Source organism: Streptomyces sp. NPDC052036, assembly GCF_040680495.1.
In the GTDB taxonomy this organism is placed as follows: domain Bacteria; phylum Actinomycetota; class Actinomycetes; order Streptomycetales; family Streptomycetaceae; genus Streptomyces.
On the sequence record NZ_JBFAWW010000006.1, the window covers coordinates 169,854 to 193,700 of the forward strand.

The following is a 23,847-nucleotide window of genomic DNA, read 5'->3' on the forward strand; positions in this document are numbered from 1 at the left end:
ATGGCAGCTGTGGGTTCCTGAGGCCGACTCCACCACCGACGCCCTCGCTGTGGGCCCTGCCACGGGAGCCTCTGCGATGCCGGCCACGGCCGCTGCCGGGAGCACGACCGCGGTGCCGGCTCCTCGGAAGGGAGGGCTGTTCGGGCGCCGGCGTTCGGATGCGGTGTCCGAGGCCGAGGAGCTGCGGGCGTGGATCGCGAGGACACAGGGGCTGGATGCCACGCGGGTCGCCGGTCTTGTGCGGCAGGTCGAGGCGGAGGCCGCAGCACTGCGTGAGCGGACGTCCGCCGAAGCCGCCGAGGAGGCCGAGGGGATCCTCAAGGACGCGCGCGAGACGGCGAAGGAGATTCTCGGCGACGCGCGTCGGACGGCGAAGGAGACCGAGCGGGTCCGCAAGGAGGCCGACCGGCACCGCAAGGACGTCTTCGACGCCGAGCGACGGCTTGCCGAACTGCAGGGCCGGATCGTCAACGCCGACGAGACCGCCATGCTGCAGGAGGCCGGGATCTATGCCTACCGGCATGCGCTGCACGACGCGATCGCCTACCGCAGCCGGCTCGACACACTGCAGAACGAGATCAAGTCACTCGCCCGCGCGGGCCGCGCCGTCCAGGCGGCCACGGACTGGACGGTCAACGGCTCCAAACGCGAGGGCCAGAAGATGGTCCGCGACTTCTCCAAGCTCATGCTGCGTGCCTACAACGCCGAAGCCGACTACGCCGTGCGGTCCATGCGGCCGCACCGGCTGAGCTCCCTCGTCGACCGGCTGTACAAGAGCCGCGAAACGATCGCCCGGCTCGGCGCCACCATGCACATCCGGATCACCGACGAGTACCACAACGCGCGGGTACGGGAGCTGGAACTCACCGCCGACTTCCTGCAGAAGAAGGACGAGGAGAAGGAGGCCCAGCGCGAGGTACGCGCCCGGGAGCGTGAGGAGGCGGCGGTCCAGCGGGAACTCGACCGGCAGCGCGAGAAGCTGAACAAGGAACTCGGCCACTACCAGTCGGCACTCGACCGCCTGCGCGAGCGCGGTGACGAGGCCGGTGTGGCGGAGATGGAGGCCAAACTGGCCGAGATCGAGAACGCTCTGCAGGACGTCGAATCCCGCGCGGCGAACATCCGCGCCGGCTATGTGTACGTCATCTCGAACATCGGCGCCTTCGGCGATCGCATGGTGAAGATCGGCATGACGCGTCGGCTCGAACCTCTGGAGCGCGTCTACGAGTTGAGCGGCGCAGCCGTACCCTTCCGCTTCGACGTGCACGCGCTGATCTTCAGCAAGGACGCGGTCGGCCTGGAGACGGAACTCCACCGCCAGTTCGCCTCGAAGCGGGTCAACCAGGTCAACAGCCGCAAGGAGTTCTTCTACGCCACCCCGGCGGAGGTACGCGACGCACTGCAACGGTTCGCCGGACAGCACCTGATCGAGTTCACCGAGGAACCCCAGGCGCTGGAATGGCGGGCCGGCAGGCGCACGGGCGGCGAAGCCGGTGCGCCCGCCGCAGGCGCAGGAGGAGTTGCCACCCGGACAGCGTGATGTGCGGCGAAGCATTACTACGATCACGGTCATGGATTGGCTGGAGCGTGCCGCGAACCTGAGGCAGTGGAGTCGGGACGGAGTGCGGGCGCCGCACAAGCCGTTGTTGCTGCTGTACGCGCTGGGCCGGTTTCAGGCTGATGCCGAGGACGAGCTGCGATACACCGCGGTGGAGGCCGACCTGAAGCAACTGCTGGCGGAGTACGGCCCGGCGCGTGGGACTACGCCCGCCTATCCCTTCCACCATCTGGTCAGCGACGAGGTGTGGGAGGTACGGACCGATCGCGGCGCCGGCAGCCCTGGCACGGGGGTACGGGAGCTGCGGGCCAGTGGGGCCACGGGGCGGCTGGCCCCGGACCTGCGGCTGGCGCTGCGGCGGGAACCGTCGCTGCTGGGCCGTATGGCAAGGGTGCTGCTGGACCTGCACTTCCCGCCGTCGTTGCACCAGGACCTGTGCGAGACGGTGGGCCTGGAACTGGAGCTGGCGGAGACAACCGCGCTGGCAACGCCCGAGAGGCGGCAGCGAGACCGGCGGATGCGGGAGATGGTTCTGACTGCTTACGAGTACCAGTGCGCCTTCTGCGGCTACGACGGCATGATCGGCGCGACGCCCGTCGGGCTGGAGGCCGCGCATGTGCGCTGGTGGGCGTTCGACGGCCCGGACGAGGTCGACAACGGGCTGTGCCTGTGCTCGCTGCACCACAAGCTCTTCGACAAAGGCGTGCTCGGCATAGGCGACGGCCACCACATCCTGGTCTCGCAGAGCTTCGTCGGCCGCAGCCCCGCCGCCCGCGAGCACGTCACAGCACTCGCAGGCCGTCCGCTCATAGGCCCTCAACCTGGCACCCCACCCATCGCGGCAGCCCACCGCTCCTGGCACACGAGCCAGGTCTTCCACGGCAGCCCACGCCCGACCGCCGCCTGACCCGGTGTCCAATGCCGGATACCAAGGGACTGGGCGCACCAAGCATCGCTGATCGCTCCCCATGCCGCTTTCAGCGCTCGCATGTGTCCCCCGCTCCGTCGCCTCGGGCAACACTCCGCTATTTCACCGCTTCACGGCGCACTCGCAATAGCGCGTCGAGGACGCTCACCGGCGAGCGAGGGCTCATTGCCAAGCGGGCATCGAGCGCTGCCTCCCACTGCTCGGTCAGCCCAAGCTTGAGGCGCTTACGCATGCCAGGGGTGACATGGGCGTAGCGTGCCGAGACCGAGCCGTCGATATGGCCCATGCGCTCGTCCATAAGGACCTTCTCTGTGCCGAGGTCCTCCATCACGGTCCGGTGGGTGTGGCGGAGGCCGTGGGGTGTGAGGCCCTTGGCGATCGGGAGCCAGCAGGCGTCGGCTCGGTCGCTGGCGCCGCGTCCTCGGGCTGGGACGCCGGGCCACGGCTCGCTGAGGAGCGGTACGGGGCGGGCTTCCTGCGGTGCCTTCTTCGGGTACCAGCCGGAGACCGCCGGGGTGAACAGCCACGTCGCGAAACCGTTGCGGCGCCAGTGGGCGGCATGCTGCGACACCGGGCCGCCGCGCACGAAGCCCAGGTCCGCGATGGCCTGCTCCACCCTCACCCGCTTGGCTTCGGTGACGCGGTCGGGGTGGTTGAGGACGTTGGACACCGTGCCCGTGGAGACTTCGGCACGGCGCGCGACGTCGACGAGTTTCGCGCCGTGGTGGCCGCCGGTGCGAGCCGCGCCCTGCCCCCGGAAGACGTAGGTCTTGCCGTGGCACGGGCAGGGTGTCAGCTTCGTGCGGGCGACGTGGTTGGCGACCAGGGCCGACAGCCAGTCCATCGCGTCGATGGTGCGGTAGCTGTCGTCCTTGGGTGGGCAGCGCACCAGCTCGCCGGTGTCGAGTTCGTACAGCTGCCACTCGACGCGGACGGCACCTGGGCGGGCGAACTCGGTCTCCAGGCCGACGATTTCGCCCCAGCGCATGCCGGTGTACCCCTTGAGGACGACGGCGACGAACTCGTCGTCGCGGCCTGAGAGCAGGGCTGCTCGTTCGGCGGTCAGCAGGATGCCGAGCGGATCGGTGACGACCTTCTCCGGGCCGCGGTCTCGGGAGCGGCCGGCGCGCTTGCCGCGTCCGCGCCGTCGGGTGGCCGGGTTGGACGTGATCAGGCCCTCATCGATCGCGTCCTCGAAGATCAGGTGGAGCGTCGAGCGCCAGGTCTTGACGCTGGAGGCCGCATAGAGGGCCTTCTCCTTCTTCTCCCACAGGTCGACGTCCGTGCGCAGGATGCCGGCGAGCGCCTTGTCCTCGAAGTCGGGGAGCAGGTGCTCCTCGATGTGGCGCTTGTAGTTCTGCATGGTCGAGGCGGCCAGGTCCTGGGCCTCGTACCAGCGGTTCGCGTACTCGCCGAAGGTCTCATGGCCGAGTGCCGGGTCGCGCCAGTCGCCGCGGCGGTACTTGTTCTCGGCCTCGCTCGCGGCGCGCTGGGCCTCACCCTTGGTGGCGAAGCGGATCGCCTTGCCATTCTCGTCGACGACCGTGAGGTGCTTGCCAGGCGCCGTCTTGTACCGGCCACGCCAGTAGTTCCCGCGCTTCTCCGCGAAGCCCAACTTGCGTCTTCCTCCTGTGCTCTCGGTTTGAGGCTGGGCGCGGTCGCGCTACGCGACGGTCTCGTACTGGGTACGACGAGGCGGTCGGGCCCGCAGACGCCCTGTCGGCGGAGCCGTAGTCGGCCCAGGGGGCTGGGCGGCACGATTCCGGGCGGTGGGAGGACTTGTGACCGTTGGACCGGCCGGCGCACTGCTCGCGGATCGCTTCGGGCGCTCTTCGTGGAGGCGGACGATCCCGGCGAGGTGTTCGGCGGTGAAGCGGTAGGCGCGGCCGACTCGGGTGTGCGGGATGAGGCCGCGTCGGGCGCGGTCCTTGACCCACCAGGCGGAGCAGCCGAGGGCTTCGGCGATCTCTTCGGGGCGGTAGAGCCGCTGCAAGGGGGCTTCGGGCTCTGTGCTGGGGCGGTGGCGCACGGTGGCGGGGGGTATCGCGGAGGGGTGCAAGAAGCGCGGGTCCTCTCTCGGTTGGGGGGAGTCTCGGTCAGCGGTTCTGGACGAGGCTCGTCACGTGGCGATGGGCCCGTGCAGCAGCGTGAGTGGCGAGACTCGGAGGGCTTCGGCGATTGCGACCAGGTCGTCGACGTCGCATCGACGCTGGGCACGTTCGATGCGGGACAGCATGGTGTTGGACGTCGGGTGACCGAGCAAGGTCATGCGGACGGCCAACTGGCGCTGCGAGAAACCGCGTTCGGTGCGGAGGATTTCGATGGTGCGGGCCGTCCGCATTCCTGCGGGTCCGATTCCCAATGAGCGTGCGGGCATGGCTCCATTTGTAGCGTCCATTCGCCGGTTTGGTTAACCGGCGATCGTGGTCTATGTTCCGCTCGCTCGGTTCCTCTGACGAAGCGGATCCCCGGGTCGAGAGGGGCCGGAAACCGGCACATCGATCGACCCTCTGACGTGGGGTGTTGTGTTGTAGCTTCCCCTCCGGCGGGAGGTCAACTGCTTCTCGATGTGATGCTTCTGGCTCGGCATCCGGGGCAACTATTTCGGCAACCGCGAATCGTGCCCTACCCTTTTCGAGCTGCCTGCTTTTTGGGCAGCCTTTCTGCCGTGAGAGATTGCGCTGGATAGGGCTGGACTTGCACGGCCTGGGTGTGGCTATGTTGACGACACCCCCAGAAAGCGAGAGCGGCCATCAGCGTGCCCCTCGCTGCCGAAACCGGACAACTCCCCTGCCCCTGAAGCCCGTATCGCCACGATCGACGGTGAGCCGTGGGTGCCAGCCCGCCCACCTGCAACCGAGTGAGGAACCGACCTCTTGGCCCGAATCCGCACCATCAAGCCCGAAGCCTTCGTCTCCGAGTCCCTGGCCGGCGTCTCCCTGACCGCCGAGCGCACCTTCTTCGGCCTGCTCACCCAGGCCGACGACCAGGGCCGCCACCGCGACCACGCCGCGATCATCGCCGGACAGCTGTGGGTCCTGCGTCCGAACCACGGGCCCGAAGACGTCGAGAAGGACCTCGCCCAGCTCTCCGATGCCGAACTGATCTGCCGCTACAAGGGCCCAGGCGACAAGAACTATCTGCACGTCGTCACCTGGCACGAGCACCAGAAGATCAACCGGCCCAGCAAGAGCCGCCTTCCCGCCTGCCCCCGACACGACACCCAGGCCGGAGCCACGCCGAGCGCTGTCGACGTCGACATCACGGAGCCCTCACTGCCGCCTCACGGAGCCCTAGGTGAGGGCGCACGGAAGACGCGCGAACCTGCAGCGAATCCGGACGCCGATGACGAAATAGCAGGTCAGGGCGGCTTCGCGGAGTCCTCCATGAGGGCTCACGGAGGACTCCCGGAGCCGTCCGTGAAGCCTCACCGTCCGGATCTAGGACCTAGGATCATGGATCTAGGAAGTACCCCTTCGGGGGGCGCAAGCGCCCCCGCGCCCGACACCGTCTCGGCCAAGCAGCTCCTTGCCGAGTACGTCGCCGCGTGCAACCACCGCCCGCCGGGCGCCTTCCTGAACCATCTGGGCGGGCAGCTGCGCAAGCTGCTCGACGAGGGCATCGCCCCCACCCACCTCCGGGCCGCCCTCGAACGCCATCGAGCCAAGGGCCTGTCCCCGAGCGTCCTGCCCAGCCTCGTCCACGAGGTCATGAACGCCGCCTCCCCTGCCACGTCCGCCGCCCACAGGGCTTGGACGAACCCCACCGACATCGTCGCCGCCTACGGAGATGACCTCTGACCGCCACCCTCACCCGCGCACCCCAGCGCGTCGGCCCGCTCGCCGACCGGCTCAACGGCATCCTGACCAACCGCGGCATCGACCCCGCCGCTGCCGCCGAGGAGCCAGAGCCTGAACCGGTCACCGCCCTGGAGCTGGCGGATGCCCGTATCCCGGCCCGCTACCGCCGTGCCCTGGCCGACCACTTCCAGATCACCGCCTGGGCCGACCAGATCGCCGGGGCAGGACGCCCTGGCCCTGGCGGACCGGGTATCGCCGAGGGCCCGTCACTGCTGATCGCCGGCCCCACGGGTACGGGCAAGACCTACCAGGCGTACGGCGCTGTCCGGGCCCTCCTGAGCCGAGGCGTCCGCCTGCGCTGGGAGGCCACCACCTCCGCCGACCTGCACGCACGGCTCCGCCCTCGCGCAGGCCACGACGGCGAACGGGATCTGCAGACGCTCACCCGCTGCCCGCTGCTGCTCCTGGACGACCTCGGCGCGGCCAAAACCAGCGAGTGGACCGAGGAGCTCACCTACCGGCTCATCAACCACCGGTACGAGCACATGCTCCCCACCCTCATCACCACCAACCTCCCCACCGCCGAACTACGCACCGCGCTCGGCGACCGCGTCGCCTCCCGCCTCGCCGAGATGACCGAACGCGTCATCCTCACCGGCCCCGACCGACGCCGCACCGCGCCAGCCGTCTGACCGGCCGGCGCTCTCTTCCGCACCGTCTCGCATCGCCCGCCCGCGCTTCCGCCTGCCCTCGAACGTGAGGGCCCCTTGGAGAGCCTCTGCATGACACCTGGCACCACCACGCTCATCAACGTCAACGGCACCGGCACATCCGTCCTGCCGCACTGGATCACCGCTCCTGCGGCCATCGCGGTGCTGCTACTCGTCGCCGCCCTGTCTGCTGCACGGCTCCTGCGTCGGCGCCGGCGAAAGCAGGACGCCGGACGGCGCCGTAACACCGCCGCGATCCCGATCGCCGCCGTCGCCGCGATCGGCTGCACTGCCTACAGCGCGGACACCAGCTGGCGGTTCGCCGCCGACTACCTCGACATGGGCAGCACCATCGAGCGCGCCGCGATGTTCGCCGCCGCCGAGCTCGCCCTGTTCGCGACCGCCCTGCTGGCCCGGCAGAACCTCAACGGCCCGAAGCAGGCGCCCGGGCTGCCCGGCACCCTCACTTGGGTGATCACCGCTGTGCAGGTCCTGCCCGCCTACGCCGAATCCGGGCCCGTGGGCGGAACGGTGCGGGCCTTCGTCGGCCCGGTCATGGCGGCCATGCTCTGGCACCTGGCCATGGGCATCGAGCTGCGTCACCGCAGCCCGCACGCCGACTCCCGCAGCCTGGCCGCCGTCCTCGCCCGCCAGGCACGCGAACGGCTCCTCGCCCGGCTCTCGATCGCAGACCGGGACGCGGACGCCGCCCGGATCATCCGCGAGCGCGCCCTTGACCAGGCCGTCACCCTGATTCTCCGCGCAGAGGCCATGACGCCCTCGAAACGCACCAAGTGGCGAGGCCGGCGCCTCACCCGCCGCCTGCACCAGGCTCTGGAGCAGGCCGACGTCGACCGCGACGAACTCCAAGACGAGCTGCTGCTGCGCAAGCTCGCCACCCGCCAGCAGGCCACTGCCCTTTCCTCCAAGCCACTGCCCGCGCGCTGGCCCGATACCACCGCGCGCACGAGGGGCGGCTCCGCGACGGGCCGCCCGCGGGCCACGGCAGAAGAACGGGCAGAGACTCCGGGCCGCCCGCCCACCAAGGTCGCGGGCGATGACACCGCCGACCGGGCAGCCCGCCCTCAGCCCGAAACCCGCCCGCAACAGCCCGCCCGCGCCACCGTCAGCCCGGAACCAGAACCGGGCGAGGGGCCACCGGACGACGATCCAGGAACGGTCTCGCGGGCGGAGTCGAATCGCCCGGGCTCCAAACCGCGCGCGACACGGGCCCTCCTCAATAAGTACGCCCAGGACCTCTACCGCGAGCACGGACGTCTCTCCCGTGACCTGCTGGAGGGCGCCGTGCGCAAGGACGGCTACAGCGTGGCCAGCGACACCGCCGGAGAGGTGGTCCGCACCGTCAAGGCCGAGCTGCCGACCGCGCCCGCCGGCCACCCGCGCTGAGACGCCACCCAACATCTGAGGAAGACCGCTCAATGCATGACTCGTACCTCGAACTACACAACACCCAAAGGGAGATCACTACGCCCACGCCGACGGCAGCAAGCAATGGCGTTGGACCGTCCATGGGCCGGTCCGACGCGAGCTCCTCCGCCCCAGGGGTGGCGGAGGAGGAGCTCCGGCGCGAGGGCGCGCCGGAGCAAGAGGCGGGGGTGGGCGGGGACGTCGCCGCTGAGCAGCAGCCAGCTGTCGCGCGCGCTACCGGTGAAGCCGCCCTCTATCGTGTCCTGCGCCGCCGCGAGCGCTGTGACGACGGCCGTCGAGAAGCCCGTGTCGATGCTCGCTACAGCGAGGACGAGAAGGCCGCGATCGTAGCCAGGGCCAAGCAAATGGGCATGGCCGGCGCCCACCTGGTCGGTGCGGTCGTCATGGCCTTCGTCAACGGTGAGACGCACCTGCCCGACCAGCGCACGGTCTACGACGACGCGATCGACGAGTTCGCCGCGCTGCGCACCCAGATCGCCCGGATCGGCACCAACGTCAACCAGATCGCCCGCCGCCTCAACTCTGACGGCGATCCACACCCTGTGGACGCCTCCGTCCTGGAGCGGGCAGAACGCCTCCTGTCCACTGCCCAGGACGCGGTGAAGGCCGTGGACGAGGCAGCTTTCCGGGCCGCCGGGCAGAAGGTAGGCCGCGCGTGATCGCCAACATCGTCAAACCAGGCAGCCACACCCGAGGCGTGCTGAGGTACCTCTTCGGGCCGGGAACCGCCACCGTGCACACCGACCAGCACATCGTCGCCTCCTGGGACGGCTTCGTGCCCGACCCCGGCCCCGAAGACAGCCCCGGCCACAACGAGCGGATGGACCAGCTCGCCAAGGCCCTCGACCTGCGCGTCAGGCAGGCCGGCGACCATGCCCCCGGGGGGCACGTGTGGCACTGCTCTCTCCGCGCAGCGCCCGAGGACCGCATCCTCACCGACGCCGAATGGGCACAGGTGGCGCGCCGCATCGTGCACGCCACCGGCATCGCCCCCATGAACGATCCGGACGGCTGCCGGTGGATCGCGGTGCGTCACGCGGACGATCACATCCACATCGTCGCCACCAAGGTGCGCGGCGACCTGCGACCACCCCGCAACTGGAACGACTACCACCGCGCCATGACCGAACTCACCCGCATCGAGGAGGAGCTCGGACTCACCCGCATCCCGCGCGGGCGCCGCGCCGCCGCCGACACCCGGGCCGCCAAGCGCCCCACCCGCGCCGAGCAGGAGAAGGCCAGGCGCACCGGCCGCACCAAGACGGTGCGCGAGGAACTTCGCCACGTCGTACGCACGGCGCTCGCCCGTGCCGAAGACCTGGACGGGTTCTTCAACCTGCTCGCCGACACCGGCCTCCAGGTCGAAACCCGAACCCTGCCTTCCGGCGATCTGCAGGGCTACAAGGTCGCGCTGCCCGGCGACACCAACGCCGACGGCGAGCCCGTCTTCTACTCCGGCTCCAGCCTCGCCACCGACCTCTCCCTCCCCAAGATCCAACAGCGTCTCGCCGCCGTCGAAGTCTCCGTAGTGGACACCTCACCGGCCGGACGTCGGCCCAACCCGTGGCACCAGGCCGCCGCCGCAACCGAACGTATCCCCCACCACATCGGCCACAGCCCCGCCGACGTCGCTCAGGCCCACCTTGCCGCCTTCGGCGAGGTCCTCTATGCCCTGCCTCTATACGCCCCCGCCCACCTGAAGGCCGAACTCCGCCGGGCCGCCGTCGCCTTCGAGCACGCAGCCCACACCCGAGCGCGCGTCGACCACCAGCACGCCCGCGCCCTGCGCGGCGCGATCAAGGGCATGCGCCACCAGCCCACCGACGGCAGCGGTCTGGCGATGCTCCTGGACGCAGCCATCCTCGTCGTCACCGCCGTCCAGCGCCGCAACGCGCTGCACCACCACGACCGCCAGGTCGCCGCCGCCCGCCAAGCCCTGGTCCACCTCCGGGCTGCCTACGACCAGACGGTTCCCGAGCCTCTGGCCGCGATGGCCAGTCTCAAGCCTCCCGTGAACACCGTCCGCCGGTACGCCCAACACGTGCGCGACGCGGTTCCCGTCTACGCCGCGCAGATCCTCGCCGAGTCCGCCTGGGAGGCTCTGGCAGCCACCCTCGCCGCTGCCGAGGCAGCCGGGCATGATCCGGCCGAGCTTCTGCACCACGCAGCAGGGCAACGTTCGTTGGACGACGCCACCTCGCCGGCCAGGACCCTCACCTGGCGCATTCAACGCCTCGGCGACCGGCACGTGCCCAGCCCTCAGGCACGTGCCGCCCGCGCCCGCAGCCCGCGCGTAGCCCACGTCCCGTCCACTGCGCGGACCATCGCCGGAACGCCTCCCGCGTCCACGGCGGCGCCGTCCCGCAGGCACCGGTCGCGGTGAGCACAGACCATGCCCCGAGTACCACCCGGTAACCTGCCCTGAACCACGGATCCCAGTGCAGCAACGTCTACGCCACCATGGCCGACGAGGACTACGCGGAATACGACCACCTGGTCAAGATGGTCGCCGCACGAAAGGGCCGCGAATACAACGCCGAGCACGAAGACAACTGACCGTACGGACACCAACGGCGGCCCACCGGGTTGGGCCGCCGTTGCGGTAGGACTGGAGCGGCTACCGATGCACCGCGGCGCGGGACGCCGCGGCTTTGCCGGTCGGTCCTGGTCACCGTGCCGGTCCCCGGTCCTGGTCAGATCGAGAAGCGTTCCTAATACAGCTCCGCCACTCCTGGGGCATGGGTTCGACAGTCGGGCCATCGACCTTGTTCAGCTCAAGCCCCGCCCCTGACCAGCGGGTTGGCGCTTTCCGCCCGAACGGTACGAAAATCATCGGCCATGTCGGACACATTGTGGGTCGCGATCGGATCCCTGGGCACCGCCGCCGGTTTCGGCGTCATCGCCTACCAGTCGGCCCTTATGCGCAAGACCGTCAAGGTCTCGCAGGACGCGCTCCAAGTAGCGCAGAATGCGCTCGTCGCCTCCGAAACGGTGGCGATCGACGCAGCCCGTACACGCCTGGACGCCCAGGCGCCCGCGGTGAGCGTACGGTTCACCGAGGTGCAGTGGCCGCCGTACGCCTGGTCTCACGTCGGGATGCCCGTCAATCCGTGGCCCAACGGCTACGACTGGCACTTCCCGGAGAAGGAGAACGAGCGCATCGTCCTCCAGGCCCGCGTCGTGGTCGAGAACCGGGGAGACCGCTACGTCAACGTCGAGTACGACGGCGACCTCGTCAAGAAGATCGAGCACCGCGCGGTGCCTGCGACCCCGCACGCCCTCTGGCCCCAGCAAGGGAACGGCGTAAACCCCAACCTGTTCCTTCAGAAGGATTTCACGATCAAGGAGCTGTCGGAGAACTACGAGGCGCAGCAGGAGGGTCGTCCGCTCCCTCACCGCGTGACCGGCGTCATCACGGTTCACGACAGCCGGGACAACGGCGTCACCGACACCTGGGAACTGGAGCTGACCGGATGCCCGGTCCGGCCCCATGAGAGCCGTACGGGCGTCTGGCTCATCGACCACGAGACCGGGTCCGAAGCTCTGGAGTTCGTGGGTCACCCGCCGTACGAGCGCACGTACTGGATTTCGCGGCAGCGCGGGAAGCGGCTCCCCGATCCCGCCTACGCGCTCGACGCGAGCGGCAACCCGAGTCTGCCGTCGTCGCCTCCTCAGCTGCCGTAGGCCCAGCCAAGGGTACGGGTGGCTGGGCTTGAGCATCGGCCACCCGTACCGGGTGCTATGCACTGCGCTTCCGGAGCAACGCCCTGATCTGCTTCAGCTCCTCCAGCACTCGGTCGACAGCTGCATCGAGGACGAGCACCGGGTCGTTCGCGGACCAGAAGCGCACCACTTCCTCAAGTTCACGTCGCCAGAACGCCTCGCCGTCCTTGACTTCGAACTGAAGGTGCCGGGCCAGCTCAGCGAAGCCAGGGCCGGCGGTACCGGTGTCCTGGTTCACGACGAGCGCCGAGAGCATGGGGCGGCCGTGCTCCACTTCGTACATGCTGACGTGGCCGAGCGCGGGGAACATGGTCCGGAACGGAGGCCGAGTCATGCCAGGGTTCCGTCCTTCAGGGTCAATCACCTGGCCGAGGCCCTTGTAGCTGATGCAGGCGGCGCCGGGCTTCCCCGGATCGCCCTCCTGCGCGAGCTTGAGAAGGGCGCGGTGGATGTCGCGTTCTGCGGGAGTGAGCGTGATCATGTGAACTCCGCGTAGGGAGGCGGCCCGTGGGCCGGATGTCCGTGGACTTCGTGCTCGTAAGCGCGGGGCGACTGTAGCGCGCACACCACTCGGAACAACAGACAGGCGGCTGGACTCGTGGGCCAAGTCCAGCCGCCTATACGGGTGGTGTCAGGGCATGGGGGCGCCGTCAGCCGAGGGTCCCCGCTCGGGTTGCCACCCGAAGTCCTGGCAAGTTTGGGCAAGTTCCTGGCCTGAGGGCTCAGTCACGGGCAAGCTCTGGCACAGAGATCGTTACCGGCATCCGAGGAGGACATCATGGCCCTGCGCAAGCTCGGCAAGGATCCGGAGAGTCCCAGTGGCGGCTCGCCCACCATCTACCTCGACGAGGAGAAGGACAGCTACCTCGTGCAGGGGTGGAAGGTGAAGGACGCCGAGCGCCTCGGGCAGATGGACATCCCCGGCCACGAGTCGGTGGTGGAGATCCCGCGGCGCATGGTGCAGTTCTTCCTGGAGGTGAAGAAGGATGACGAGGCCCCCGACGTTTGAGGAGCTCTTCCGGGACTGCCGGCGGACGGCCGTCCATCTGGAGATGCGCGACGCCTACATGAAGTCGGACCCTGCCTTCATCGATTGGAAGGCCGGGGAGGTCCTCGACCCCGCCCAGCGCTGGGCCGACTGGCACGCCATCGTCACGGAGGCGACCTCGCGAGGCGTCGAGGTCCGACGTGCCCGCGTCGTCTCGACACCGGTCAGTGAGTACATCCGCTTCGAGTACGACGTGACGGACGGACTGAACATCGCCGCTGGCGAAAGCGTGCGGTGGCTCTCGCGGCGCGACGCGACCGACATCGCTCTTCCGGGCAACGACTTCTGGCTGTTCGACTCCGGCCTCGTCCTCGTCAACCACTTCGACGGCGACGGCGAGAACATGGAGGTGGAACTCACAGAGGACCCGGAGGTGGCGAAGCTCTGCGAGTCGGCCTTCGAGGCCGTGTGGCAGCGGGGAACACCTCACGCCCAGTTCGAGCTGGCCTGACAGTTCGAACAGCAGCCTCGCACCGACATGTCATCACCATCTTCGAGCGTCCAGGAAGCCCGCAAGGCGCTCGGGCTACGCCTCGCCGAAATCCGGAAAACAGCCGGGCTCACCAAGCGAGCTCTGGCCCAGAGCCTGGGCTGGCACGAGTCGAAGGCTTCGCGCTTCGAGAGCGGCACCCGCGCGCCCTCGGAGCGCGACCTTCGCGCCTGGTGTTCCGCGTGTGGCGCCGAGGGCGAAACAGAGGACCTCATCTCGACAGCCCGCGGAATTGAGGGCATGTACGTCGAGTGGCGGAAGATGGAGCGCCACGGCCTCAAATGGGCTCAGGAGTCCGTGCTTCCTCTCTGGGAGCGCACCGAGCGCTTTCGCATTTACTCGCCTTGGCTCATCCCTGGGCCCGTGCAGACGGCCTCGTACATCACCGCACTTCTGACCTCCATTCGGGACCGCCGAGGGCTCATCGACGATGTGCCGGCGGCCGTCAAGGTGCGCGTGGAAAAGCAGCAGGTCGTCTATGGGAAGCACACGTTCGCCATCCTGCTGGAGGAGAGCGTGCTGCGGTACCGCATAGGCGGCACCGAGGTCATGGCAGGCCAGCTCGGCTATCTCCTCAGCGTTATGGCTCTGCCGTCGGTAAGCATCGGCATCATCCCCCAGGACGCCGACCGGTCGGGCCTCTGGCCCGTTGAAGGGTTCTTCCTGTACGACGACGAGTTGGTGAACGTTGAATTGATCTCGGCCCATCTCACCGTCGTCCAGAATCACGAACTTGCCATGTATGCCAAGACGTTCAGCGAACTGGCGGAACTTGCCGTCTACGGCCCCGCCGCACGTGAACTCATCACGTCAGCCATCGAATCTCTAGGGTGAACGTCGGGCAAGTTCCGGCACATTCATAGAGGCCCGGCCACCCCCCTTCCTAGCTTTGTCGTCACGGCTGAAAGCGTGCTCCGGAGGGGCCGGTGATGACAGTGGCAAGTACGGGCAAGAAGGCCGAGACGGCCGAGGACATCGAGGACGACGACGCCCCCATCAACGTAGAGGCGATCTCCTCGCAGACGAATTCCATCCTCGCCCTGCGAATGGGCACCACGACCCGCGCGGCGATGGACAGGCAGGTGCCGGCGATCGCCCGTCACCTGAACCGGTTGCTCCGCGAGGACCTGGGAGCCGACGACGACAGCGAGGTCCGGCAGCTCCGCCGCAGGGGAACCAGGTTGGTCGATCTCACGAACCGGCCGACCGCCGAGACACCTTCCTTCGGGACCTACCTGTACCTCCGCGATGCCGCCCTTCTCACGCGGCGACTGCTGTGGGTCTATTCCGAGCGGAACGGGCTGGAGGCGCCGTGAGCATCAGGGACGACCAGATCGTTCGGGAGCTCTCCCACTACATCCACGAGCACCCCGCCGACAGGATGGCGTTGCTGCCGGTCTACGACGCGGCCCGCGACCACGCGCAGCGCCGAGCCTGTACCCATGACCAGCGCTGCCCCCTTGTGATGGCAGGAGCCGTCGTAGTCGACGAATGCAGTCGCGTCCTGTGCCTGCGGCACGAAGGGGGTTACGCACTCGCGGAGGCGGAGCCGGAGGACGCGGACGACTCCCTCAGCGAGGCGGCCCTGCGCCTGCTGGCAGAGCAGGCCGGCATCCAGGACGTTTGGACGCAGCCCGGCGCCGAGGGGCCGTTCCTGGTCGATGTCACCAGGCCGGGGCAGCACCGGTACGGGCCCCGTCTCCGAGTCGGCATCCGATACCTCTTCCGGGCCCATTCGGGCACCGTGATCCCGTCGGTGATCGAGACGGGTGCGGCGGCCTGGGTGCCTCTCACGGAAATAGGCATCCCGTCGGTCCGCAGCCGTGTGGAGCGCCACCTGATCGGAATCCTATGAGTCCCCGAAGCCAACAACTCGCCTATGTCGTAAGCCTCGTCGCCATCGGAGGCTCCCTGTTGCTGGGCATCTGGAGGGGCTGATGTACGAACGCAGGGCCAAGGAACTGCCCTCTGTACCGCCTCCGCCTGTCGGAACGATGGGAACGCCCCGGCCACCGGGCGATGTCCGCGTCGGTGACTTCGTCTACCTGGACGGTGAGTACCAGCGCGTGCGGGACATGAGGTCCGCCGGCACCGCAGCCCATCGCGTACTGATCTTTGCCGGGCGGGAGCCCTGGGTCATGCGAGAGGCCCGGACGACGTACCGACCCATCGGCTTCGGCTGATCCTCAGCCCAGTTCGGGAATCGCACCGTCACTCTCACCTCACTATGCGAGGAGCTTTGTCATGCGCTTTCGCAAGATCCATGGCGCCGGGAACGACTTCGTGCTGCTCTCCGGCCTCGGGCCTGACGACGACAAGGAGTGGCCGAAGGAGGCGGAGCGTCTGTGCGCCAGGCGTACCGGCGTAGGTGCAGACGGCCTGGTCATCAGCCGATTGATCAGCCACAGGCCGCCTGTCCTCGAAGTCACCTGCTTCAACGCGGACGGCTCGCTCGCCACCATGTGCGGCAATGCCCTGCGGTGCTCCGCCTGGGCCGCCCACCGCGATCACGGCTTCCGGCAGATGTGTCTTCGCATGGACGGCGTGGAGCACGAGGGGGTCGTCTCCGACGACTCCGTGTGGGTCACGGCCGAGCTGGGCGAAGTACTCCCCCGGCGTTTACAGACGGTCATCAACGGCAGACCGACCTGGTTCGACAGCGCCCACACCGGCACGGAACACGTCGTGGCGATCGTGAACGACGTGGCCGCCATCGACGCGGAGGTCGTCGGGCACCTCGTCCGCCACCACGCCGACCTCGCCCCGCTGGGGACGAACGTCAACTTCGTCCAGCTCGCCGGCCACCAGGCGCTGAAGATCCGCACCTACGAGCGCGGGGTCGAGGCGGAAACCCTGTCGTGCGGAAGCGGGGCGGTCGCGGCCGTCGTCGTCGCCACGATGCGCGGACTGGTGGCCCGACGCGCCGTCACCGTCCACAACCGCGCCGGGGAGCCGCTCACGGTCCGGCCGCATGACGCCCGACCGGACCGGACTCATTGGGTCGGCGGCCCGGTCACCAATACCTTCGAAGGGGTACTCGCATGACTCTCTTCCTCAGCCCCAGCTCGACCCTTGCGGTGCGGAAGGCCGCCGAGGAGCTTCGCGAGTGGGGCCAGAGCCGCCAGGGCCTCGGCGTCGCGCTCGTCTACGGGCCGGTGTCCGCCGAGGACAGGCTCTACCACGCAAAGTGCCCCGTCGAGCAGCGATCGGTCACCGCCCTGGCTGGGGCACTGGAAGAGATCGGCGTCCGCTGGAAGGTGCTGGACCCGTGCGAGCCCGACTTCATCATGGAACTGGTCGAGTACGACGTGGTCCTCTCGAACCTGCACGGTCCCTACGGTGAGGACGGCCGGCTGCAGGGGCTGCTCGACTACCTTCGCGTGCCCTACTGCGGCAGCGGAGTCGGGGCATCCGCGGTGGCCGCAGACAAGATCCTCTGCAAGCGCGTGATGCTGGCCCTCGGCGTCCCTACGCCCGGCTGGCACGTCTGGACCGGCGGCCCCGCGACGTGGAACGGGCGCCCGGTGATGGTCAAGCCGCCCTTCGGCGGATCCAGCGTGGGCATGAGCCTCGTACGCGATCCGGCGGATCTGCCCAGCGCCCTGGCAGACGCCGCCGGCGACGTGGGCACGTCCGTGCTCGTCGAGGAGTACGTGACCGGCACGCCGGTGACCGTGGGGCTCCTGGAGCTGCCGGGCGGCTCGGTCGTCGTCTTCCCGCCGCTGGCCACCGAGGCAGCCGGCGCCGACTTCTACGACGCCGACACGAAGCTCGACGTGGACTCCAGCGGCACCGTGACCGTGCGCGCCGCCAACCTGGCGCCCGACGTACTGGACAAGATCACCGGGGACGCCCGAATCCTGTGGGACGGTATCGGGCTGCGCGGCTCGGCGCGCATCGACTTCATCCTCGCCGAGGACGGCGAACGGTACGTGCTGGAGGTCAACAGCACACCGGGCATGTCCCGTGACAGCAACTTCGTGGTGGGGGCGGCGATGGTCGGACTCACGCACACGGACGTCGTGTTGGCCATGTTGCACGAGGCCCTGGGCCGCCCGCCCTACGATGTCCCCCTGCCCACTCCCGCGTTCGCCGGCACCACACGGGCTCGGGAGGCTGCCGTCTCGCCGTAGGAGCCCGCCGCTGTGCCGCGCGTCCACGAGGTCCCCATGTGCCGTCAGCTCATCGCCCCAGCAGAGTGGGATCTGCACGGAGGATGGGCTCTCGGGGACAGAATCGAGTGGTCCAACCGGGCGTGCGGCCTGGCATCTCTGAGAATGATCCTCCTCGCCTACGGGCGCGAGGCCCCGACGGTCACGGAGCTCCTGAAACTCGCGGTCAAGCACGAGGTCCTGACCCCGCGCGGAGCACTCCACGCGGGGATCGCGAGCCTCGCGACCGACCTCGGCGTCCCCTCGACCGCCGAGCCGGTCCCGGCCGAAGATCTGACCAGGCGCCTCGACGACGCCCCGCTCATCGTCTCCGTGACCGAGCAGTTCCCCGACGACGGCCGCGCCGGCGGCCACCTCGTCATCCTTCGCGGCTACGAGAACGGCCCCGACCCCACGATCCACTTCCGGGACCCGTCGGCCTGGGGCCAGACGCACGACCGAGTCCCCCTCAGCCGCCTGTCCGCTTCCTACACCGGCCGCGCGATCGCCTTCGCGCCCCTCATCCATAACGGAGACTCTTGATGACCGAGGCAGACGGCGACACGACCGAGGCCGCAGGCGGCCGGAGGATCGCCGTACTCGGAGAGATGCTGGAACTGGGCGACGAGGCCGTCGAAGCCCACCGCGAGGTCGGACGCATGGCCGCCGAGAACGGCGTCGATCTGATCGTGGCGGTCGGAGACACACTCGCCAAGCAACTCGCCCTCGCGGCCGGCGCGGCGGGCGTACCGGACATCGCGATGGTCGGCGACAACCGCACCGCCGCCGCCTACCTGGCCTCTATCCTCCAGCCCGGCGACGTCGTTCTTGTGAAGGCGTCCCGCGGCGGCCAACTCTGGCAGATCGCCCAAGCACTCACCGGGCAGCCCGTCACCAGCCTCTGAGCAGCCGCGCCAGCTCGCCAGTGCGAAGGCTCCCCCAGCTATCGGCCGTTGAGTTCGGAACGGCACGCCGCGCAGTACATGGCCGCATGGCGTCCGTGCCGACGCATCAGCTGACCGCAGCCTGCACACAGCCCCAGCTCCCACGGTGGGCACCCCAGCGCGGCCGAGGCGGCAGCCCGCTCGACGGATGTGATCAGCGTCGGCTTCACGGACCGCTGCAGCGGCATCCGCGGCAGGGTCACGCCACCGGTGGGCTGTCCCAGATCACGGATGGGCCGAGCGTCGCTGACGAACCATCCCTCTTCGCCGGCGCGGCACGTCCGGTCGATCTCCTGTTCGGCGAAGGTGATCTGGTCGTCCTCCTCCTGCTCCGGCGCGAGAGGAAGCGGCACCTTCTCCCCGACCAGCTCCCGCCATAACTCGCAGTCGTCCGCCGGTACCCACATGTGCCGTCCGGCCCGACCGCTGCCCCGATTGGGCACGTAGACGGGCACACTCTCCCCCGTCGCGCTGGACAGAACGAGATCCTCGATCTGCACGGGCTTCTTCTCCGGCTGGCACAGCGCGGGCAGGAACCACTCGGCATGAATCGCGCCGCAGTGGCCGGCCCCTTGGGACAGCGGGCAGTGGCGGTCACTGCTGGGCACGCACTTCCAGACCTGGAGGTAGCGGTACCCGCCGCGAATCACCATCTCCTTGCCGTCGGTGATGTCCTTCCAAGGCATGTCGTCCACGCGGGCCCATGGCGCCCGGTCGATCAGCGAGGCCGTACGGTCCTTCGCCACCCAGAGGGGCGTGATGTCGTGCTGTACGGCGTTGACGGACCGACGGTGCACGCTGCTGGGGCTGATGTGGTGGTACTGGATCTCCCAGCCAACGCGGATACCCGCAGGCCCGGTGACGAGAGCATCGGAGACACTCCGCCGATTCGCGGTGGGGACTTCAGCATCTGCATCCAGACCGCAGCGCGAGGCCGTCTCGACGATCCGCTCCTTCGTGGCCTTGTGCTGTGCGCTCTCCGCTGGGGTCGCCTTGTGCGTGATCGGCAGATGTGATGCCACAAGCGGCCGACGACCACCGACGCGGCCCCGGCGGATGAACATCCACGGTGACTTTCCGCCGGACTCCGACAGGCATTCGCGGCCGTCGTGGTGCGCGAGACATTCGAGCAACTGCGGGTCTCGGTCAGCGACGCTCGCAGTGATCTCTCGGAGCAGATCGGGACGATCATCGTGACCGAGGTCAGGCAGGGACAGATTGATCTCTATGCCATATCCGGTGTGCCATACCCCGTTTGCCATCTCAACACCATAAGGAGCACCACTGACAGTCGAAAAGGTCGCCTGGGAACATACGGAGTGCGGGTGAGGAATGCGAGTCCTCGGAAGGACGGAAATCTCCGACTGCCGTGAGAGGACTCAGCACGAGTCCTTCTCTAGTTGACCAGCGCCATCACGTACTCCAGCAGCGCGTACATGAGCTTCGGCTTGCATCCAGCGGTACGAGCCGCCTCAGCGTACGTCGGATTCAAAGGAGGGCTTAGCACCGAGGCCCCCACGTGGACCAGCCTGGCTGCCACAGCATCGCGCTCTAGAACGCGCTCCTTGCGTGTGATGCGTGAGAGTTTCTCCCGATCAAGGAACACCATCAGCTGGGGAATAGCGTCAGCACTTCCGGGGTGGTCGACCTCTCACTCTCCTCGGATGCATCCAGCGCAAGGCGCGGCCTCGTCATGGTCGCGGTCGCGTAGACCTCGTTCGCAAGCTCGAAGGGCAGTCCCGAGCGGGAGACAAGATCATCAAATGAAACGCCCGTCTCCTCGCACAGACGGACCGCCTTCTCAAGCAAGAGGGGTGCTTCACGAGGTCCGAGGTCGCAAGGCTCCGGATCGCCGTGCTGAGAGAGCATCATCATGGCGCGCTTGTACGTGGTCTCCCGGAAGACACCGAGGGCATGGGCCCGGTAGACGAGTGCCTTGAGAGACGTGCCCCACCGTCGCTTCAGCCCGTAGAGCGCCTCCCAGTCGAGCCTCTGCGGCAACTCCGCAAGGATCTCGGCACTGGGCATCAAGAACTCGGCGGCGAAGTCATGTGCCTGGTTCTCGACAATGCGGCTGCCGGGCTCAGCGTCAAGGTGCATGACCAAGTGCCCTGCTTCGTGAGCGGCATCGAATCGCGACCGAGCCTTGTCGTTCTTGGCTGGGTTCCGGAAGACCAACGGCCTGCTCCCGTACCAATGCGAGAAGGCGTCCACCCGCTTCGACATGGGCGGTAGCTCCAGGACCACGGCGCCATGGGCTTCGAGTAGTCGGGTGACATGGGGGATCGGGCCGCTGGACACCCCCATGGCATCGCGTGCATCGCGGGCCACGGCCGCGATGTCCGCTCTGCTCGGCTCGGCGGGCAGGGCCAGTCGTGGCAGTGCCGCAGGGGGAAGTTCCACGTAGTGCTCGACGGTTGTAACCAGCCGCCAGACGATCTTGCCGAACGCAACCGCCTGATCCCGCTGCAACTGCGTGGTCGCCCTGAGGCTTCGGAAGTGGGCGGCACTGGGCACTGTTGGATGCGGGTGCCCCGTAGCAAAGAACGTCGCAGGCACCCCCAAGGCCATGGCCAGCTGCGCAACGACCGTGGCCGAAGGCCGACTCTGCCCCAGCTCGTACTGACTGACCGCTGCCGGCGTGAGATCCACCTTCCTGGCAAGCTCGTTCTTGCGCAGCCCTCGAAGCTGTCGGGCCGTAGTCAGAGCTTCGGGTTCGAAGGAGCGGGAGGCGAGTTCAGCGCCTCTCGATCCTCGTGGCGGTGTCGGCATGGATTTCTCAGTCTGTGTTCTCGCGCTCGTTGCGCGTCTCTTCGGTGCGCCAGCGAAGCGGCAGCTCGTTCTCTTCGAGGTCGGTGTGGTCGGGCGCCTTCGGTGCCTTCTCCGCAGCGGGTCGACCCTCGTCGGAATCCGTTTGAGACGGCAGTTGGCCATCTCGATCCGAAACTCCCTCCGGGGGTAGCCCACCCAGGTCCCCGAGCACGTCCTCGGTCGACCGCGGAGCCGGGAGGCTCATCTGGAGATCATTGTGGATCTCGACGGTGCCATCAAGCCAGGGCGAACCGCCTTCTCGGTTGTCTCGCGGAAGCCCCACTTCGAGGACGCAGTTTCCCGTTTCCGGGTCGCCCGTGTGCATGATCCGAACATGCCCCTGTCGAACGGCCTCAGCGAAGCTCTCGGCCCAGTCCGGGTCCTGGTCGAAGGCCAACTGATCCTTCGGAGCACTATTCAGCACGGCGCCTCGCAGTCGAGCAGCGCTGCCGTCCCAACTGAGCTGTTCGAGCTTGTCCCGCACCTTGTCAGGAGCGGTCAGCGGGAACTTGTAGATCCTCACGACCCAGGATCCGGAGGTGACTTCGATGGCCCCGCCGGCGACTCTTCGGACCGGAATCCCTGCTTGGTTGAGCCTCTGGAAGGAGAGGTTGGCAATGTTCCGCCAGACCAGCTGAGCGAAGGTGCCGTTGTCGTCCCCGTGCGACGGGTCATGACGGTCGGCGTTGGTCGCGTACACCTCGCGCGCGACGTTCCGGATGATCTCCAGCACCCGCTGGAGATCACTCACTGCCTGCTGCAGAGTGATTTCCACGCCAAGACAATACCAGGAAGCCTCCTATTGTGCGTGAAAATCAAGTAGATGGGCCCTCTGTCGAGTCATGCCTCAAGAAGCCGAGGGCACCGGCACCCCAGGATGCTGCTCGCCACGCCTACGAGAGTCGGCACACCTGGCAGAGGTAGCCCGTGTCCAGGCCGACACCTTCCAGCGGAACCCTCGTCTCCCCTTGGCGCAGGCCGAGTCCAGGACCACGACCCATCGGCCGCTGTTGCGGAGCTTGGCGGCCTCGCCTAACTGCTCCCCCTCAGGCAACGTCAGGCCGCAATCCGCGCAGGGGGCAGGACAGTTGGCGCAGAACAGTCGAGAAGCAACCGGGCTCGGCGCGGAGGAGTTCCGCCAGCAGCTACGGCGGACCCTCGCCAGCCCGCGACTACGCCTTGGGCCTCTTCGTCGCGGCCCGAGCCGAATTCGCGTTGGCGGCTGCGTTTAGACGGGCCAGATGCGCACGTTGCGATACTTCGCCCCCATAAGAGGACCAGCCGTACAGAGACGCAAGCAGTTCGGCTGCAACAGCCGCCGCTGCCGTCATGCCAGCCATGGCCCTGGACATGGACGCAGGGGGCCTGGCAACCAACCGACCTCGGCTCTGTGCCGCCGTGATGGCACATTGTTCCGACCAGAGCTCGAAGACCTGAGCGAGACGTGCGAAGAAAGCGGCCGCCGCGGCCAAGCACGCGTAGAAGGCGACAAGCCCTCCGCCGATGCGGGCAGCGATACCCGGAGTCGGGTCATGGTCGGTCCAAGGCCAGCCCATGACCGCATAGACGACGGCCAGACCAGCCGAAGCGGCAATCCATGCAGTCCCGAACAGGGACTCCAGGACGCCCTCGTAGTCATCCTCATCCTCGTCCTGCTCAGGCTCTCGCTTCGCCCTCGCCGGATTCCCAGACGTCTTCTTCCCGTAGGGCGGGACAAAGACCTGCCAGAAGCCGCCGTGGACGTCACCGCCCACAAACGTGCCAGAGCCGTGATTGTGCTGCTCCCGGTGCTCAGTGTCCGCCATCTGGCGCACCGCCGTAATTGAGGGTCAGGCCACCGTGGACGTCACCGCCGATGAACGTTCCTGTGCCGGTGTTGTGCTGGTTCCAGACCTTCGAGGCCGACGGAGTGGGCACCACGAGTTCGTCCACATCGCTCATGGCGTCGCGGTGCTCGGCGAGGTATTGAGCGATGAGCTGCGCCCAAGCGGTCGCTGCGAGTGCCTGGGCCTCCGCGGAGGGCGAGGTGAGCTGCGCAGCGGTGTCATCCACTGCCTGAGCAGCCGCTCTCTGTTGATCCGGGGTGGCCCGGCGGAAGAAGTGCGCGACCTTCAGGCGCATCTTCTCCGCGCCCGACGTGGCTATGGCCGCGACGAGCGTGCTGGCTGCGCCAGTGGCCACAGCCATTAATTCGGCGTCGTACATGATCGAGTTTCTCCCCGTTCGTGGTGACGT

Annotated in this window: 26 protein-coding genes; 17 read left to right on the forward strand and 9 right to left on the reverse strand. The window is 68.2% G+C overall.

The genetic code is table 11. The annotated features are described in order from the left end of the window. Positions 1 to 163: 163 nt before the first annotated feature. Together AB0L95_RS12005 and AB0L95_RS12010 are read left to right on the forward strand one after the other, a co-directional pair. Positions 164 to 1,540, forward strand: a complete 1,377-nt coding sequence (locus tag AB0L95_RS12005; RefSeq protein WP_365160797.1) for a DUF4041 domain-containing protein — start codon at positions 164 to 166, stop codon at positions 1,538 to 1,540. A gap of 31 nt (positions 1,541 to 1,571) precedes the next feature. Next, positions 1,572 to 2,465, forward strand: a complete 894-nt coding sequence (locus AB0L95_RS12010) for a phosphorothioated DNA-binding restriction endonuclease (protein ID WP_365160799.1) — start codon at positions 1,572 to 1,574, stop codon at positions 2,463 to 2,465. A 118-nt stretch (positions 2,466 to 2,583) separates the two neighbouring features. Here AB0L95_RS12010 and AB0L95_RS12015 read toward each other — a convergent pair whose 3' ends face one another. The 3 genes from AB0L95_RS12015 to AB0L95_RS12025 all read right to left on the reverse strand — a co-directional run bounded on the left by AB0L95_RS12015 (position 2,584) and on the right by AB0L95_RS12025 (position 4,863). Beyond that, the gene (locus AB0L95_RS12015; RefSeq protein ID WP_365160801.1) at positions 2,584 to 4,101 is read right to left on the reverse strand and encodes a LacI family DNA-binding transcriptional regulator; all 1,518 of its coding nucleotides are present in this window, start codon (positions 4,099 to 4,101) and stop codon (positions 2,584 to 2,586) included. Between the two features lie 48 nt (positions 4,102 to 4,149). Further along, positions 4,150 to 4,515, reverse strand: coding sequence for a helix-turn-helix domain-containing protein (locus AB0L95_RS12020; protein ID WP_365161017.1), 366 nt, complete (start codon positions 4,513 to 4,515; stop codon positions 4,150 to 4,152). A gap of 90 nt (positions 4,516 to 4,605) precedes the next feature. Continuing rightward, a complete protein-coding gene (locus tag AB0L95_RS12025; RefSeq protein WP_360512632.1) occupies positions 4,606 to 4,863 on the reverse strand; it encodes a helix-turn-helix transcriptional regulator in 258 nt (85 codons plus the stop codon). Between the two features lie 499 nt (positions 4,864 to 5,362). Here AB0L95_RS12025 and AB0L95_RS12030 point away from each other — a divergent pair, with 499 nt between their 5' ends. The 6 genes from AB0L95_RS12030 (at position 5,363) to AB0L95_RS12055 (ending at position 12,129) form a co-directional block, all read left to right on the forward strand. Next, the gene (locus AB0L95_RS12030) at positions 5,363 to 6,286 is read left to right on the forward strand and encodes a hypothetical protein (protein WP_365160804.1); all 924 of its coding nucleotides are present in this window, start codon (positions 5,363 to 5,365) and stop codon (positions 6,284 to 6,286) included. Next, entirely contained in the window at positions 6,283 to 6,978 is a 696-nt protein-coding gene (locus AB0L95_RS12035; RefSeq protein WP_365161019.1) for an ATP-binding protein, read from the forward strand. The genes AB0L95_RS12030 and AB0L95_RS12035 overlap by 4 nt, the downstream gene beginning before the upstream one ends. Positions 6,979 to 7,068: 90 nt before the next feature. Beyond that, positions 7,069 to 8,403, forward strand: a complete 1,335-nt coding sequence (locus AB0L95_RS12040) for a hypothetical protein (protein ID WP_365160807.1) — start codon at positions 7,069 to 7,071, stop codon at positions 8,401 to 8,403. A 122-nt stretch (positions 8,404 to 8,525) separates the two neighbouring features. Further along, positions 8,526 to 9,104 carry a plasmid mobilization relaxosome protein MobC gene (gene mobC, locus AB0L95_RS12045; protein ID WP_365160810.1) on the forward strand — a complete coding sequence of 193 codons (579 nt, stop codon included), beginning with the start codon at positions 8,526 to 8,528 and terminating at the stop codon, positions 9,102 to 9,104. Continuing rightward, positions 9,101 to 10,828, forward strand: coding sequence for a relaxase/mobilization nuclease domain-containing protein (locus AB0L95_RS12050; RefSeq protein ID WP_365160813.1), 1,728 nt, complete (start codon positions 9,101 to 9,103; stop codon positions 10,826 to 10,828). Before mobC ends, AB0L95_RS12050 begins: the two co-directional genes overlap by 4 nt. A gap of 455 nt (positions 10,829 to 11,283) precedes the next feature. Further along, on the forward strand, positions 11,284 to 12,129 hold the full coding sequence (locus AB0L95_RS12055; protein WP_365160816.1) for a hypothetical protein: 846 nt from the start codon (positions 11,284 to 11,286) through the stop codon (positions 12,127 to 12,129). 55 nt (positions 12,130 to 12,184) lie between these two features. Here AB0L95_RS12055 and AB0L95_RS12060 read toward each other — a convergent pair whose 3' ends face one another. Continuing rightward, a complete protein-coding gene (locus tag AB0L95_RS12060) occupies positions 12,185 to 12,649 on the reverse strand; it encodes a hypothetical protein (RefSeq protein ID WP_365160819.1) in 465 nt (154 codons plus the stop codon). A gap of 297 nt (positions 12,650 to 12,946) precedes the next feature. On the opposite strand from AB0L95_RS12060, the gene AB0L95_RS12065 reads away from it, so the two are divergent. The 9 genes from AB0L95_RS12065 (at position 12,947) to AB0L95_RS12105 (ending at position 18,762) form a co-directional block, all read left to right on the forward strand. Next, positions 12,947 to 13,177 carry a hypothetical protein gene (locus tag AB0L95_RS12065; protein ID WP_365160822.1) on the forward strand — a complete coding sequence of 77 codons (231 nt, stop codon included), beginning with the start codon at positions 12,947 to 12,949 and terminating at the stop codon, positions 13,175 to 13,177. Beyond that, the gene (locus AB0L95_RS12070) at positions 13,155 to 13,667 is read left to right on the forward strand and encodes a DUF6879 family protein (RefSeq protein ID WP_365160825.1); all 513 of its coding nucleotides are present in this window, start codon (positions 13,155 to 13,157) and stop codon (positions 13,665 to 13,667) included. Before AB0L95_RS12065 ends, AB0L95_RS12070 begins: the two co-directional genes overlap by 23 nt. Before the next feature lie 27 nt (positions 13,668 to 13,694). Further along, positions 13,695 to 14,540 carry a helix-turn-helix transcriptional regulator gene (locus AB0L95_RS12075; protein ID WP_365160828.1) on the forward strand — a complete coding sequence of 282 codons (846 nt, stop codon included), beginning with the start codon at positions 13,695 to 13,697 and terminating at the stop codon, positions 14,538 to 14,540. 95 nt (positions 14,541 to 14,635) lie between these two features. Beyond that, complete coding sequence (locus AB0L95_RS12080; RefSeq protein ID WP_365160831.1) at positions 14,636 to 15,022, forward strand: hypothetical protein; 387 nt, start codon at positions 14,636 to 14,638, stop codon at positions 15,020 to 15,022. Beyond that, complete coding sequence (locus AB0L95_RS12085; protein WP_365160834.1) at positions 15,019 to 15,561, forward strand: NUDIX hydrolase; 543 nt, start codon at positions 15,019 to 15,021, stop codon at positions 15,559 to 15,561. The genes AB0L95_RS12080 and AB0L95_RS12085 overlap by 4 nt, the downstream gene beginning before the upstream one ends. A 389-nt stretch (positions 15,562 to 15,950) precedes the next feature. Next, positions 15,951 to 16,751 carry a diaminopimelate epimerase gene (gene dapF, locus AB0L95_RS12090; RefSeq protein WP_365160836.1) on the forward strand — a complete coding sequence of 267 codons (801 nt, stop codon included), beginning with the start codon at positions 15,951 to 15,953 and terminating at the stop codon, positions 16,749 to 16,751. Further along, positions 16,748 to 17,839: an ATP-grasp domain-containing protein gene (locus AB0L95_RS12095; protein ID WP_365160839.1), complete on the forward strand. Its 1,092-nt coding sequence runs from the start codon at positions 16,748 to 16,750 to the stop codon at positions 17,837 to 17,839. Before dapF ends, AB0L95_RS12095 begins: the two co-directional genes overlap by 4 nt. A gap of 36 nt (positions 17,840 to 17,875) precedes the next feature. Next, a complete protein-coding gene (locus tag AB0L95_RS12100; RefSeq protein WP_365161021.1) occupies positions 17,876 to 18,400 on the forward strand; it encodes a C39 family peptidase in 525 nt (174 codons plus the stop codon). Further along, positions 18,400 to 18,762 (forward strand): UDP-N-acetylmuramoylalanyl-D-glutamate--2,6-diaminopimelate ligase, encoded by a 363-nt coding sequence (locus tag AB0L95_RS12105; RefSeq protein ID WP_365160842.1) that lies wholly within the window; start codon positions 18,400 to 18,402, stop codon positions 18,760 to 18,762. Before AB0L95_RS12100 ends, AB0L95_RS12105 begins: the two co-directional genes overlap by 1 nt. A 38-nt stretch (positions 18,763 to 18,800) precedes the next feature. Here AB0L95_RS12105 and AB0L95_RS12110 read toward each other — a convergent pair whose 3' ends face one another. The 5 genes from AB0L95_RS12110 to AB0L95_RS12130 all read right to left on the reverse strand — a co-directional run bounded on the left by AB0L95_RS12110 (position 18,801) and on the right by AB0L95_RS12130 (position 23,817). Next, on the reverse strand, positions 18,801 to 20,063 hold the full coding sequence (locus tag AB0L95_RS12110) for a hypothetical protein (RefSeq protein ID WP_365160845.1): 1,263 nt from the start codon (positions 20,061 to 20,063) through the stop codon (positions 18,801 to 18,803). A 346-nt stretch (positions 20,064 to 20,409) separates the two neighbouring features. Then, positions 20,410 to 21,573, reverse strand: coding sequence for an XRE family transcriptional regulator (locus AB0L95_RS12115; protein ID WP_365160848.1), 1,164 nt, complete (start codon positions 21,571 to 21,573; stop codon positions 20,410 to 20,412). Between the two features lie 7 nt (positions 21,574 to 21,580). After that, on the reverse strand, positions 21,581 to 22,387 hold the full coding sequence (locus AB0L95_RS12120) for a hypothetical protein (protein WP_365160851.1): 807 nt from the start codon (positions 22,385 to 22,387) through the stop codon (positions 21,581 to 21,583). Between the two features lie 397 nt (positions 22,388 to 22,784). Continuing rightward, the gene (locus AB0L95_RS12125) at positions 22,785 to 23,417 is read right to left on the reverse strand and encodes a hypothetical protein (RefSeq protein WP_365160854.1); all 633 of its coding nucleotides are present in this window, start codon (positions 23,415 to 23,417) and stop codon (positions 22,785 to 22,787) included. After that, positions 23,404 to 23,817, reverse strand: coding sequence for a hypothetical protein (locus AB0L95_RS12130; protein ID WP_365160857.1), 414 nt, complete (start codon positions 23,815 to 23,817; stop codon positions 23,404 to 23,406). The genes AB0L95_RS12125 and AB0L95_RS12130 overlap by 14 nt, the downstream gene beginning before the upstream one ends. Between the last annotated feature and the right edge of the window lie 30 nt (positions 23,818 to 23,847).